Source organism: Citrobacter sp. RHBSTW-00881, from assembly GCF_013728515.1.
Lineage (GTDB): Bacteria > Pseudomonadota > Gammaproteobacteria > Enterobacterales > Enterobacteriaceae > Citrobacter > Citrobacter braakii.
The window spans coordinates 4,879,325-4,893,891 of record NZ_CP056269.1; the positions used below are offsets into that span (position 1 = coordinate 4,879,325).

Sequence of the window (14,567 nt, forward strand, 5' to 3'; positions counted from 1 at the left end):
ATAATCCCAGCGTTGACAGTGCAAGCTACACATTTTATTTATAAATACGGTATTTGCATTTGCGCCTGCACCGGTTTTCGTTCTGCCTTATGTGCCATGGTCGCTCTATTCATTCCCTGACACGAGGTAGTTATGACTGATGTAGTTGTCTCCAAGTTTGGCGGTACCAGCGTGGCGGATTTTGATGCCATGAATCGCAGCGCTGATGTGGTGCTTTCTGATGCTAACGTCCGTGTAGTGGTACTTTCCGCTTCCGCTGGAATTACCAACCTGCTGGTCGCACTGGCTGAAGGGCTGGAGCCAACCGAGCGCTTCGAAAAACTCGACGCCATTCGTCAAATTCAGTTCAATATTCTGGAACGCCTGCGTTATCCAAACGTAATTCGTGAAGAGATTGAACGTCTGCTGGAAAACATCACCACGCTGGCAGAAGCGGCGTCACTGGCGACCTCAACCGCCCTGACCGACGAACTGGTCAGCCACGGTGAACTGATGTCTACCCTGTTGTTCGTCGAAATCCTGCGTGAACGCAACGTGCAAGCGCAGTGGTTTGACGTGCGTAAAGTGATGCGCACCAACGATCGTTTTGGTCGCGCAGAACCCGACGTCGCGACGCTGGCTGAACTGGCAACGCTTCAGTTGGCCCCGCGTCTGAGCGAAGGTCTGGTAATCACTCAGGGTTTTATCGGCAGCGAAGGCAAAGGTCGCACCACCACGTTGGGGCGCGGCGGTAGCGATTATACAGCCGCCCTGCTGGCCGAAGCGCTGCACGCAACGCGCGTCGATATCTGGACCGATGTTCCTGGCATTTACACTACCGATCCGCGCGTTGTTCCTGCTGCGCAGCGTATTGATGAAATCGCTTTTGAAGAGGCCGCGGAAATGGCGACCTTTGGCGCGAAAGTGCTGCACCCGGCAACCCTGTTGCCGGCCGTACGTAGCGATATCCCGGTATTTGTTGGCTCCAGCAAGGATCCAAAAGCAGGCGGTACGCTGGTCTGCAATAAAACCGCGAATCCACCGCTGTTCCGTGCGCTGGCGCTACGCCGTAAGCAGACGCTGCTGACGCTGCATAGCCTGAATATGCTGCACTCTCGCGGCTTTTTAGCAGAAGTGTTCGGCATCCTTGCACGCCACAATATCTCGGTAGATTTAATTACCACATCTGAAGTCAGCGTAGCGCTGACGCTGGATACCACCGGTTCAACCTCCACCGGCGATACGCTGTTAACGCAGTCTCTGCTGATGGAACTGTCTGCCCTGTGCCGGGTTGAAGTCGAAGAAGGCCTGGCGCTGGTGGCGTTGATTGGCAACGACCTGTCCAAAGCCTGCGGCGTGGGTAAAGAGGTATTTGGTGTACTGGAACCGTTCAACATCCGCATGATTTGCTACGGCGCGTCCAGCCATAACCTGTGCTTCCTGGTGCCCGGTAGCGAAGCCGAACAGGTGGTACAGAAGCTACATCATAATTTGTTTGAATAATATTTCATCACGCGATAAACAATAACTATAGCCGGGCTCGAACCCGGCTTTTTTATAACAACACAACACATTTCAATCGCAAGGAAGATAACATGCTCGCTACTCTCACGCGGCTGTTCCCGTTATGGGCGCTGCTGCTCTCTGTTATTGCGTATTACACGCCCTCCACCTTTACGCCTGTCGGGCCATTCGTACCGTCGTTGCTGATGCTGATCATGTTCGGCATGGGCGTTCACCTGAAGGTGGACGACTTTAAACGCGTACTCTCACGCCCCGCACCTGTCGCGGCGGGTATTTTCCTGCACTATCTGGTGATGCCGCTCGCCGCATGGATTTTGGCGCTGGCATTTAATATGCCGCCGGAACTGTCGGCAGGGATGGTGCTGGTCGGTAGCGTCGCCAGCGGAACCGCATCGAACGTCATGATCTATCTGGCAAAAGGTGATGTGGCGCTCTCCGTGACTATTTCATCGGTTTCAACGCTGGTCGGCGTTGTCGCCACGCCGCTGCTGACACGGCTGTATGTCGACGCGCATATCCAGGTGGATGTGATGGGTATGCTGCTGAGTATTCTGCAGATCGTGGTCATTCCGATTGCTTTGGGGCTGGTCATTCACCATCTGTTCCCACGCGTCGTAAAAGCCGTGGAACCGTATCTGCCGGCGTTTTCTATGCTGTGCATCCTGGCGATCATCAGCGCCGTCGTGGCGGGGTCCGCCTCGCACATTGCGTCCGTCGGCTTTGTGGTGATTATCGCCGTGATCCTGCATAACACCATTGGCTTGCTCGGCGGCTACTGGGGCGGAAAACTGTTTGGTTTCGACGAGTCAACCTGTCGTACGTTGGCTATTGAAGTGGGCATGCAGAATTCAGGGCTTGCCGCTGCGCTGGGCAAAATCTACTTTGGCCCGCTTGCGGCGCTGCCCGGCGCGTTGTTCTCGGTCTGGCATAACCTTTCCGGTTCGCTGCTGGCAGGTTACTGGTCCGGTAAACCGATTAAAGAAAAAGAACGCCGCTAATTGACGGCGGCAGGCCGGATAGCGGCTAACACCTTATCCGGCCTACCCAGCCTCTGCACTTTGCCGTACACTGCGGATATCGGCTAACAGAGGGCACCCTTATGGCACTCCCCCGCATTACCCAAAAAGAGATGACCGAGCGCGAACAGCGTGAACTGAAAACGCTGCTCGACCGCGCGCGCATTGCGCATGGTCGGCTGCTGACCAACGCTGAGACCAACAGCATCAAGAAAGAGTACATCGATAAACTGATGGCCTTGCGCGAAGCAGAAGCTAAAAAAGCCCGCCAGTTGAAGAAAAAGCAGGCTTATAAACCGGATGCGGAAGCATCATTTTCCTGGTCAGCGAATACCCCAACGCGCGGCAGACGTTAACGCCCTTTCTTCTTACGCCCCGGCGAGGTAAAACGCTTCCCGTTTGCCGCCGGGCGCGATTTCTCTTTCTCAGCCGATTTTTCGATTTTCACCACCGGGCGCTTAATGCCTGCGGTTTTTGGCTTCGCTTTCGCCTTCGGTTTGGCTTCTGAGGACGAGTTCTCAATCAGCTTGAACAGGTCGATCAGTTCGTCATCCGTCAGGTCGCGCCATTCACCCAGCGGCAGGCCGGACAGACCAACGTTCATGATACGTGTACGCTCAAGCTTAGTAACTTCATAGCCAAAGTGCTCGCACATACGACGGATCTGGCGGTTCAGCCCCTGAATCAGCGTGATGCGAAACACAAATGGCGCTTCTTTCTTGACCTTACATTTCTTGGTGACGGTGCCAAGGATTGGCACACCGGCACTCATCCCACGGATAAAGTCATCAGTGACCGGCTTATCTACCGTCACCAGATACTCTTTTTCGTGATCGTTACCGGCACGCAGGATTTTATTCACCAGGTCGCCGTGGTTGGTCAGAAAGATAAGCCCCTGGGAATCTTTGTCCAGACGACCGATTGGGAACACGCGCTTGCTATGGTTAACAAAATCAACAATGTTGTCGCGTTCGCTGTCTTCAGTGGTGCTGACAATCCCTACCGGCTTGTTCAGCGCGATAAAAACCAGATCTTCCGCTTCACGCGGCTCAATCAACCGACCATTCACTTTTACGACGTCGCCAGGCATCACCTGATCGCCAATGGTGGCGCGTTTACCATTCAGGAAGACATTCCCTTGTTCGATAAAGCGATCCGCCTCGCGGCGCGAGCAGATTCCGCTTTCACTGATGTATTTATTTAATCGGATGGATGAGTCGGGCAGCATAATTTCTCCTTTGACAGCGAAATATACCCTACCTTGCGGGGGATAAAAAAGCAGAGCGTGAAAATGTGCTATCGCATCTGATTACGTAATGCCTGCGGGCTGATACCAAATCGTTTTTGAAAGTGGTAACGCAAAGAGTTTGCGCTGCCGAACCCGGTTTGCTGCGCGATCTGCTCAATACTGATATGGGATGTATTGAGCGCCTGCTGCGCACGGTTTAGCCGTTCATTCATCAGCCAACGTGCGGGAGTAAGCCCCGTTGACTCCTGAAATCGCCGCATCAACGTTCGGGGACTCATACCGACCTGGCTGGCCAGAGCGTCAAGAGTATGCTTCTGCGCGATATTGTTATGTAACCAGTCAAGCAAAAGACCAAAACGCTGGCTTTCCCGACTGCGGGCGACAGGACGCAATTGTTGCTGAGTCTGGCTGCCATCCCTGTGGGGCTGCAGCACCAGGCGACGGGCCACGTTATTGGCAATCTCAAGTCCAAAATCAGTGCGCACCACATGCAAACATAAATCAATCCCTGCCGCACTACCTGCCGAAGTGAGCACGTCGTGGTCACCGACATACAGGACATCTTCCACGACGTTGATGGCGGGAAAGCGTCGCTGGAGTTCACTGACGTAACGCCAGTGCGTCGTCGCCTTACGGTCATCCAGCAAACCTGCCGCAGCCAGAACAAATACACCAGAACAGATAGAGATGATTCGACAACCGCGTTGATGTGCTTCACGAAGCGCATCGCATAATGCTTCCGGGACCGGTGAACTCACTTCACGCCAGCCAGGAATGACAATAGTGTCTGCTTCCTGCAGCAATTCATATCCACCGTCCACCACGATACGAACCCCGCCAGTTGCCCTTAATTCACCTTGATCAACCGAAGCCACGGCAAAACGATACCAGCTCTCTCCCAGTTCAGGTCGCGGAAGCCCAAAAACTTCCACTGCGACGCCAAACTCGAAAGTACATAGCCCGTCATAAGCGAGTGCAACGACCAACGGGCGAGAAGATGTTGTCATGATCCTGGCGGAATCTGTCATGGTCAGAGGGTGTTTCGAGGTTAATTTTTTGATGAGATAAGAGGTAACACAACAGCTGATTTCACCACAAGAGAAAACAACAATATGAGTACCGTAACTGATATTCCAGCCGCTTCATCTGCACAAGCTATCGCCCATTTCCAGCAACGTCTGAATATGGAGACGGATTGTTCTGACGTTCATTCCGCGATGGCTGCTGACGACAAAGATTTTGTGCTTTTACATGTGGTGGGGAGTGCAGAGAGTTTTTCCCGTTGTCATATCCCTGGCGCGATTCATCTTCCTCATCGACAGATAAATACGGAATCCTTGAAAAAATGGCCACAGGACACACTGTTTGTCGTCTATTGCGCTGGCCCACACTGTAACGGGGCCGATCGCGCGGCGCTGAAGTTGGCGCAGCTAGGTCGACCGGTGAAAATAATGATTGGTGGTATTAAGGGCTGGGAGGACGAAGGCCTGGCGTTTGCCACTACGCAAAAGGACGCTGTTTCAATAGATTGATCGTTGTTAAGTCCGAACGGGCTTTTCCAACAGGAGGTTGTGGTTAACCCGTTCGGCTTTTCCCCCCTTCCAACATCGTGAGCCATATCAGTAAGGCGTTACGCTGATAGTGGTAGCATTAGCGCGGTTTGTAATTTTCTGATTACATGGAGAAATGATGGAACTGCTTTTATTGAGTAACTCGACGCTGCCGGGCAAAGGCTGGATGGAACATGCGCTACCGCTGATTGCTGAGCAGTTGAATGGTCGCCGTACGGCGGTGTTTATTCCGTTCGCTGGCGTGACGCAAACCTGGGATGAATACACGGCGAAAACGGCAGCCATCTTTGCGCCAATGGGCGTCAACGTTACTGGCATTCATACCGTTGCCGATCCGATCGCTGCCATTGAAAACGCAGAACTGGTGATTGTCGGCGGGGGTAACACCTTCCAGTTACTGAAAGAGAGCCGCGAACGCGGACTGCTGGCGCCGATTGTGGATGTCGTCAAACGCGGTGCGCTGTACATCGGCTGGAGCGCGGGTTCTAACCTCGCCTGCCAGACCATCCGCACCACCAACGACATGCCGATTGTCGATCCAAAAGGTTTTGATGCCCTGGGTCTGTTCCCGCTGCAGATTAACCCACATTTCACCAATGCGCTTCCGGAAGGCCACAAAGGCGAAACACGTGAACAGCGTATTCGCGAGCTGCTGGTTGTGGCACCAGAGCTGACGGTGATTGGTTTGCCGGAAGGAAACTGGATTAAGGTGAGTAACGGCCAGGCGGTTCTTGGCGGTCCGAACACTACTTACGTCTTTAAAGCAGGTGAAGACGCGGTTGCCCTCGAAGCAGGTCACTGCTTCTAACCGACGTTGCCGGATAACGGCATAAATGCCTTATCCGGCCAACCGGTCCACCTCACTCAATAATCGTCGCGCTCATCGTCCTCATCCGGCTGTTCCAGCACGCTATAGGCCACGGAACAAAACAGCGAGTTCAGACGCTGCATATCGCCCAGCAGCGCCAGGTGCAAGGAGCTGGTCTCGATGCTCTGCACGTTCTGCTGATGCAGACGGTCAACGTGCGCATGCGAATACCGACGGTTGAGAATACGGAAACGGTGCTTGCTACGGCGCAGACGACGGGCGCTGGTCACGTCACCAGAGAAGAACACCGACATCGCCAGTTGCAGATTGCTGAGCAGTTGATCGAAGAGCGCATCCAGCTCTTTCAATCCTTCCACGGAGAATGCGCGACGGGCAGCCAGCGACTTATCCGCTATCTCACTGCCCATACGTTCGACAATATCGGAAGCCTGCTCGAGGTTAAGCGACATTTCGATAATCTCCGCCCAACGGCGTGATTCCTCTTCCGCCAGTTCATCCTTTGGCATCCGCGCCAGATAGAGCTTGATTGCCGTGTATAGCACGTTAATGTCGTCCGCCATCCTGCGCAGCTCTTTCTCTTCACGCGGCTCGCCGTGCATCACCTTCTTCAGCCCGTCCATCATCTGCTCCATCGCGTCGCCGATGCGCAGAGCTTCACGAGCGGCATTGGCCAGGGCCAGCGTCGGCGTATCCAGCGCACTGACGTCCAGATGCTTGGGCTTCAAATGCGCATCCAGCTCCGGCTCATCGCGGATGATGCGCTTACAAAAACGCGCCATCGGTTCTGCGAACGGCACCATCGCCACGCAGCGCACCAGGTTGTAGAAGACATGGAAGTAAATAACCAGTTCAGATTTCGGCAGCGGCAGTTCATCCATCAGATTTGCCAACGGATGAACAAACGGCAGGATAATCAGGCTTCCCACCAGCTTAAACAGCAGGCTACCGAGCGCCACACGGCGGGCGGCGGCGTTAGCGGCGCTGTTATTAAGCATCGCCAGCAGGCCAGAGCCGAGGTTGGCGCCAATCACCAGACACAACGCCACCGGGAACGAGATAATGCCTGCCGCGGTCAGCGTTGCCGTTAGCAGCACCGCCGCAAGGCTGGAGTAACTGATAATCGCGAACATGGCGCCAATCAGCGCATCCAGCATAATATCGCCGGTGAGCGAGGCGAAAATAACCTGTACGCCGTTAGCCTGGGTGATCGGTGTTACCGCCTGCACAATCAGTTCCAGCGCCAGTAAAATCAACCCCAGTCCAATACCAACCCGCCCCAGTTGCCCCACACGGGACTGCTTACGTCCGAGAAAGAAGATCACGCCGATAAAAATCAGCAGTGGCGACAGCCAGGAGAGATCGAAGGTCAGGATACGCGCCATCAGCGCGGTCCCGACGTCGGCGCCGAGTACAATCACCAGCGCAGGGGTGAGCGCGACGAGGTCCTGAGCGACAAACGAGGTCACCAGCATGGTGGTGGCGTTGCTGCTTTGCACCAGCGCCGTCACGCCGATACCCGCACAAAAGGCGAGCGGCTTCTTTTCAACACTACGGCTGAGTACGGTACGCAAGCGGGCGCCGAAGACGCGCATCACGCCGGTGCGCACAATATGCGTACCCCAAACCAGCATAGAGACAGCAGAAAGCAGGTGTAACAGAGTTAGCACGGAATCAGGTTCTCCTTATCGTTATATGTTCCTGAGGTTCATAGCGATGACATAACACCTGATGACGCCACGCTTATCAGGCCGACAAAAATGTGCCATCCGGCAAGCAGTACCGATGAACGTTCTTTCAGTATAAGGGTTTAAACGTAATAAAGAGACAAGGCACTCATTGAGTGCCCTGTTTGTTGTAAATAAAGATGACAGTTTTGTGAATCAGTCAGCGTCATAGCCCAGATTAGGCGCTAACCAACGTTCGACTTCCGCCACGCTCATGCCTTTACGGAAGGCGTAATCTTCAACCTGATCGCGCTGGATTTGCGCCACGGCGTAGTACTTGCTGTCTGGATGACTGAAATACCAGCCGGAAACCGACGCACCTGGCCACATCGCGAAGGATTCGGTGAGCTTCATCCCGGTGTGCGCTTCTACATCCAGCAGTTCCCAGATGGTGGCCTTTTCGGTGTGTTCCGGGCAAGCCGGATAGCCCGGTGCCGGGCGAATTCCCTGGTAGTTTTCGCGGATCAGTTCCTCGTTACTGAGGTTCTCATTCGCCGCATAGCCCCAGTAGACTTTACGCACGCGCTCGTGCAGATATTCCGCGAACGCTTCCGCCAGGCGGTCGGCGATCGCTTTCACCATGATCTTGTTATAGTCGTCATGCTGGGCTTCGAAGGCGTCCGCCAGTGCATCTTCCTCCAGACCGCCGGTAACTGCGAAAGCACCGATGTAATCCGCTTTGCCGCTCAGTTTCGGCGCAACAAAGTCAGACAGGCAGTAGTTGGCGAAACCGACTTTTTCCGTCTGCTGGCGCAGGTGATGACTGACGTTGATGACGTGCGTACGCGTCTCGTCACGGTAAATCTCGATGTCGTCCCCCACGCGGTTAGCCGGGAACAAGCCCACCACGCCGCGCGGATTCAGGGTCTTCTCAGCGCTGAGTTTATCCAGCAGGTCATTGGCGTCTTTAAACAGACGTTTCGCCTCTTCTCCCACCACCTCATCTTCGAGGATGCGCGGGTATTTCCCGGCCAGCGACCAGGTCATAAAGAACGGCGTCCAGTCGATGTAGTTGCGCAGCGTTTCGATGCTGGCTTCAACGCTCTGTACGCCGAGGCGGTGCGCCACTGGCGGCGTGTAGTTTTCCCAGTCGAAGGCCAGATCGTTGTCGCGGGCAGCCTGTAACGTTACTGGTGGGGTCCGCGGTTTCTTACGCGCATGCTGGATACGCACGGTTTCGTACTCTTTACGCGTACGGGCGACAAAGTCATCGCGCTGAGTGTCAGAGAGGAGTGCGGCAACTACGCCAACGGTACGCGAGGCGTTCTGCACATAAACCGTCGGGCCACTGTAGTTCTGCTCGATTTTCACCGCCGTGTGCGCTTTTGAGGTGGTCGCGCCGCCAATCAGCAATGGAATAGTGAACCCCTGACGCTCCATCTCTTTCGCCACGTTGACCATTTCGTCCAGCGACGGGGTAATCAGCCCGGAAAGACCAATCAGATCGGCATTCACTTCACGTGCCGTTCTGAGGATTTTCTCCGCTGGCACCATCACGCCAAGATCGACGATTTCGTAGTTGTTACATTGCAGCACCACACCAACGATGTTTTTGCCGATATCGTGCACATCGCCCTTCACGGTCGCAATGACCATCTTGCCGTTGCTGGAGCCTTTCTCTTTGCTGGCCTCAATATACGGTTCGAGGTAGGCCACCGCCTGCTTCATCACGCGGGCGGATTTCACCACCTGCGGCAGGAACATTTTGCCCTCGCCAAACAGATCGCCAACCACGTTCATCCCGTCCATCAGCGGCCCTTCAATCACCTCGATCGGACGCGCGGCCTGCTGGCGAGCTTCTTCAGTATCCTGCTCAATAAATTCGGTAATGCCTTTCACCAGCGAATATTCGAGGCGCTTTTTCACGTCCCAACTGCGCCATTCCGCCATCTGGGCATTGGCAGTGTCATCAGTTTTGCTACCGCGATATTTCTCAGCCAGCTCCAGCAGACGCTCGGTGCCATCGTCACGACGGTTGAGGATCACATCTTCAACCGCATCGCGCAGCTCGGCGGGCAGGTCGTCGTAGATCGCCAGTTGTCCGGCGTTGACGATCCCCATGTCCATGCCGTTGCGAATGGCGTAGTAAAGGAATACCGCGTGAATGGCTTCACGAACCGGGTCGTTACCACGGAAGGAGAACGACACGTTGGAGACGCCACCGGAGATCAGCGCGTGCGGTAGTTCGCGTTTGATGTCCTCACAGGCGCCGATAAAGTCCTGGGCGTAGTTGTTGTGCTCATCAATCCCGGTCGCGACCGCAAAGATGTTCGGGTCGAAGATGATGTCTTCCGGCGGGAAGCCTACCTCTTCGGTAAGAATGTTGTACGCCCGCCGGCAAATCTCAATTTTACGCGCGCGGGTGTCGGCCTGCCCCTGCTCGTCAAAGGCCATCACCACCACTGCGGCACCGTAGCGTCGCAGCAACTTCGCGTGGTGGATAAAGGTCTCAACCCCCTCTTTCATCGAGATGGAGTTAACGATGCCTTTACCCTGAATGCACTTCAGCCCTTTTTCGATGACGTCCCATTTCGAGGAGTCGATCATAATCGGCACGCGGGCGATATCCGGCTCACCGGCGATAAGGTTGAGAAAACGCACCATCGCCGCTTCGGCGTCGAGCATCCCCTCATCCATGTTGATATCGATAATCTGTGCGCCGCTTTCCACCTGCTGACGGGCGACATCCAGCGCTTCGTTGTATTTCTCTTCTTTGATCAGTCGCTTAAATTTCGCCGAACCGGTGACGTTGGTACGCTCGCCGACGTTCACAAACAGGCTATCGTCGCCAATATTCAACGGTTCAAGGCCAGACAGACGGCAGGCTACCGGGATTTCCGGCAAGCGGCGCGGCGGCAAACCTTCCACTGCGCGGCTCATCGCGGCGATGTGTTCCGGCGTGGTGCCGCAGCAGCCGCCGACCACGTTGAGGAAGCCCGCTTGCGCCCACTCGCGTATTTGCGCCGCCATGGTGTCTGCATCAAGATCGTATTCGCCAAAGGCGTTCGGCAACCCGGCGTTCGGGTGCGCGGTAACATAGCATTCGGCAATGCGCGACAGCTCCTGCACGTACTGGCGCAACTCGTCCGGGCCTAAGGCGCAGTTCAGACCGAAGGTCAGCGCATCGGCGTGGCGCAGTGAGTTATAGAACGCTTCGGTTGTCTGACCGGAGAGCGTACGCCCGGAAGCATCGGTGATAGTGCCGGAGAGCATAATCGGCAACTCAACGCCCAGCGCTTCGAACTCGGTTTTAACCGCGAAAATAGCGGCTTTGGCGTTCAGGGTATCGAAGACGGTTTCAATCAGGATCAGGTCGCTGCCACCTTCCACCAGCGCTTTGGTGGATTCACGGTAGGCGGCCACCAGCTGATCAAAGGTAATATTGCGGTAAGCCGGGTCGTTGACGTCAGGCGAGATAGACGCCGTACGGTTGGTTGGGCCAAGCACGCCCGCGACATAGCGCGGCTTTTCCGGTGTGCGTGCCGTCCATTCGTCTGCCGCTGCGCGCGCCAGTTTGGCTGCTGCAAAGTTGATTTCCGCCGACAGGGATTCCATCTGGTAATCCGCCATGGCGATCGTCGTGGAGTTAAAGGTGTTGGTTTCGATGATATCCGCGCCCGCCTCAAAATAGGCGTTATGGATGGCGGCGATCACCTCAGGTTTGCTGAGCACCAACAGGTCGTTGTTGCCTTTCAGATCGCACGGCCAGTCGGCAAAGCGTTCGCCGCGGAAATCCTCTTCGCTCAGACGATATCCCTGGATCATGGTGCCCATACCGCCGTCCAGCACCAGAATACGTTCATTTAACTGCTGACGTAATTGTTCAACTTTGCTGCTCACACTCGCTCCCGACAACGCTCAACCAGACCGAAAAAAACTCAACAGACCATACTGGCACAAACCTGAGAGGTGGAAAAGAGAACAACGGCCAACATGAGACATGTTCAGCTTCACTCATCCGATCAGTACAGGAATTCTTGCATTATAATTGAATAAAACGAAAATGATTTCCACGATACAGAAAAGGAGTCCGCCATGGTTGCCACAATCCCCGCGAAACGCGGTAGAAAACCCGCCGCTGCTACTACGCCTGCAACCGGGCAGGTTCAGTCTCTGACCCGCGGCCTGAAGCTACTGGAGTGGATTGCGGAATCCAACGGCAGCGTGGCGCTAACCGAGCTGGCACAGCAGGCCGGCTTGCCAAACTCCACGACTCACCGTTTGTTGACCACCATGCAGCAGCAAGGATTTGTCCGTCAGGTGGGTGAATTAGGCCACTGGGCCGTGGGTGCGCATGCGTTTATCGTCGGCAGCAGCTTTTTGCAAAGCCGTAATTTGCTGGCGATTGTCCACCCGATCCTGCGCAAGCTGATGGAAGACTCCGGCGAGACGGTAAACCTTGCCGTGCTGGATCAAAGCGACCATCAGGCCATTATTATCGACCAGGTGCAGTGTACCCAGCTGATGCGCATGTCCGCGCCTATCGGCGGCAAACTGCCGATGCACGCCTCCGGTGCGGGTAAGGCGTTTTTATCCCAACTGAGTGAAGAACAGGTGACTGGCCTGCTGCACCGTAAAGGGCTGCACGCATACACCCACGCCACGCTGGTGTCGCCGGTGCATCTGAAAGAGGATTTAGCCCAGACGCGCAAGCGCGGCTACTCCTTTGATGATGAGGAGCATGCGCTGGGTCTGCGCTGCGTGGCGTCGTGCATTTATGATGAACACCGTGAGCCGTTTGCCGCTATTTCCATCTCCGGACCCATTTCGCGCATTACCGACGATCGAGTGACCGAGTTTGGCGCCATGGCGATCAAAGCGGCGAAAGAAGTCACGCTGGCATACGGCGGATTTCGTTAAGAAAGGGTTGCCGGACATCAAGCCGCAAATCTGATGCAAAACCGCTGTTTGCGCCGGTAGGCGTAAACATCTTCCACGTGTCCTTCACGGATCCGCGTTTGCAGACCTCGCCAGTAGTCGGCACTGAACAGATCAGCATGCATCTCTTCAAATAGCGGCCCGATACGCGGGTCAGCGCATAGCCAGTGACGAAACTCTTCCGGGAAGACATCCCCCGGCGATACGCTATACCACGGTTCAGCGCTCATCTCATCTTCCGGGTAGCGCGGCGGCGGGATATGGCGGAAATTCACCTCCGTCATGTAGCAAATTTCATCGTAGTCGTAGAACACCACGCGCCCGTGGCGAGTCACGCCGAAGTTCTTAAACAGCATATCGCCGGGGAAAATATTGGCGGCGGCCAGCTGACGAATGGCATTGCCGTACTCTTCAATTGCATCGCGCAGTTGCTGGCCTTCGACCTGCTCCAGCCAGATATTGAGCGGCACCATCCGTCGTTCGATATACAAATGGCGAATGACAATCTGCTCGCCGAGATCGGTAATTTTTTCCGGGGCTTCCTGTAGCAACAGCGCCATCAGCGACGGATCGATTTGCCGTTTATCCAGCACAAAGTTCTCGAACTCCTGAGTATCAGCCATCCGCCCGACACGATCGTGCTCCTTGACCAGTTGATAACAGGCGCGGACGTGGGCAGCCGACATCTCTTTTTGCGGCGCAAATTTGTCTTTGATGACTTTAAAGACGCGGTCGAAGCCCGGCAAGGTAAACACCAGCATCACCATGCCGCGGATCCCCGGCGCTTCGATAAATTGCTCATCGCAATGGGCAAGATAGAGCAGATATTCGCGGTAACTTTCGGTCTTCGCGTGTTTCTGACAGCCGATCGCCATATACAATTCAGCGGTGGTTTTACCGGGCAGGATCTCGCGCAGCCACTCCACTAACGCGGCGGGCAGCGGGGCGTATACCATAAAATACGAGCGGGCGAAGCCAAACACGATACTGGCTTCCGCCGTCGTGGTCAGGCAGGTATCGACAAACAGTTCGCCTTCGTCAGTACGGTGAATTGGCAGTAAAAACGGCAGCGTCCCGGAAGGGGTATTCAACTTCCCGACCAGCCAGGCGGCCTTGTTGCGATAAAACAGTTCGTTCGCCACCTGCAAATGACTGCGCTGCAACAGATCCGCCCCCAGCGTTTCGGTCAGGTGTTCGATGATGTAGTGGATATCCCGATGTCTGTTCTGCCACGGCAGACGCAAGGGCAGATCGCTGAGGACGCGCGTAAGCAGCCACTCCCAACCGGTATCGGGAAAAAAGTCTTTCGCCAACGGGCGTGGGATCGTGCGAAAACGGCGCTCTGGCTGAGAGCTGAAAATAAACAGTCGCTCGGGAGTCAGCGAGCGGTGGTCAAATAACCGGCAATAGACGGAGTTAAAGAAACTCTCCGCAATCTCGAAGCGTGGATAATCTGGCAATAGCCGGGTGTAATGCTCTTTCACGCGAAGTAAAAAATCCGCGTCGGTACTTTTGCCATCAGTAATGCAGCGCAGTTGCTCCACCACCAGACCCACATGATGATCGTAAAGGTGGATACGGCTTTTCATCGCCTGCTGAACCGCGTGCCAGTCGGCATGTTCAAAACGCTGCTGCGCGCCGGATGTCACTTCCAGAAAACGCCCGTACTGGGCGTCGAAACCTTGCAAAATCGTCTGAGCAATCAGTAATTCCAGGCCACGCGTCATCAATTTCTCCCATCCGGCACAATGTCATGCCGGATGGCGCGTTCGCTTATCCGGCCTACATCCCTTCGTA

Annotated in this window: 11 protein-coding genes; 6 read left to right on the top strand and 5 right to left on the bottom strand. The window is 55.2% G+C overall.

The features are described from left to right. The first annotated feature begins 132 nt into the window (after positions 1-132). The 3 genes from lysC (at position 133) to HV311_RS23480 (ending at position 2,875) form a co-directional block, all read left to right on the top strand. Positions 133-1,482, top strand: a complete 1,350-nt coding sequence (gene lysC / locus HV311_RS23470; protein ID WP_047357742.1) for a lysine-sensitive aspartokinase 3 — start codon at positions 133-135, stop codon at positions 1,480-1,482. Positions 1,483-1,574: 92 nt separating this feature from the next. Continuing rightward, positions 1,575-2,501, top strand: coding sequence for a ketopantoate/pantoate/pantothenate transporter PanS (panS, locus tag HV311_RS23475; RefSeq protein ID WP_016155332.1), 927 nt, complete (start codon positions 1,575-1,577; stop codon positions 2,499-2,501). A 101-nt stretch (positions 2,502-2,602) separates the two neighbouring features. Continuing rightward, positions 2,603-2,875, top strand: coding sequence for a DUF3811 domain-containing protein (locus HV311_RS23480; protein ID WP_003826541.1), 273 nt, complete (start codon positions 2,603-2,605; stop codon positions 2,873-2,875). Here HV311_RS23480 and rluF read toward each other — a convergent pair. After that, the gene (gene rluF, locus HV311_RS23485; protein ID WP_016155331.1) at positions 2,872-3,747 is read right to left on the bottom strand and encodes a 23S rRNA pseudouridine(2604) synthase RluF; all 876 of its coding nucleotides are present in this window, start codon (positions 3,745-3,747) and stop codon (positions 2,872-2,874) included. The genes HV311_RS23480 and rluF overlap by 4 nt on opposite strands. A 68-nt stretch (positions 3,748-3,815) precedes the next feature. Next, a complete protein-coding gene (gene ftrA / locus HV311_RS23490; protein WP_191220528.1) occupies positions 3,816-4,796 on the bottom strand; it encodes a transcriptional regulator FtrA in 981 nt (326 codons plus the stop codon). Between the two features lie 84 nt (positions 4,797-4,880). On the opposite strand from ftrA, the gene HV311_RS23495 reads away from it, so the two are divergent. Further along, positions 4,881-5,300 carry a rhodanese-like domain-containing protein gene (locus HV311_RS23495; RefSeq protein WP_016155329.1) on the top strand — a complete coding sequence of 140 codons (420 nt, stop codon included), beginning with the start codon at positions 4,881-4,883 and terminating at the stop codon, positions 5,298-5,300. Positions 5,301-5,457: 157 nt separating this feature from the next. Beyond that, positions 5,458-6,147, top strand: a complete 690-nt coding sequence (gene pepE, locus HV311_RS23500) for a dipeptidase PepE (RefSeq protein ID WP_016155430.1) — start codon at positions 5,458-5,460, stop codon at positions 6,145-6,147. Positions 6,148-6,203: 56 nt separating this feature from the next. Here the strand turns inward: pepE and HV311_RS23505 are convergent, their stop codons facing one another. Further along, complete coding sequence (locus HV311_RS23505; protein WP_016155327.1) at positions 6,204-7,835, bottom strand: Na/Pi cotransporter family protein; 1,632 nt, start codon at positions 7,833-7,835, stop codon at positions 6,204-6,206. 213 nt (positions 7,836-8,048) lie between these two features. Continuing rightward, positions 8,049-11,732, bottom strand: a complete 3,684-nt coding sequence (gene metH, locus HV311_RS23510; RefSeq protein ID WP_191220529.1) for a methionine synthase — start codon at positions 11,730-11,732, stop codon at positions 8,049-8,051. Between the two features lie 195 nt (positions 11,733-11,927). Here metH and iclR point away from each other — a divergent pair, with 195 nt between their 5' ends. Continuing rightward, positions 11,928-12,752, top strand: a complete 825-nt coding sequence (iclR, locus tag HV311_RS23515) for a glyoxylate bypass operon transcriptional repressor IclR (protein ID WP_047357748.1) — start codon at positions 11,928-11,930, stop codon at positions 12,750-12,752. Between the two features lie 17 nt (positions 12,753-12,769). Here the strand turns inward: iclR and aceK are convergent, their stop codons facing one another. Beyond that, positions 12,770-14,497, bottom strand: a complete 1,728-nt coding sequence (gene aceK, locus HV311_RS23520) for a bifunctional isocitrate dehydrogenase kinase/phosphatase (protein WP_191220530.1) — start codon at positions 14,495-14,497, stop codon at positions 12,770-12,772. Between the last annotated feature and the right edge of the window lie 70 nt (positions 14,498-14,567).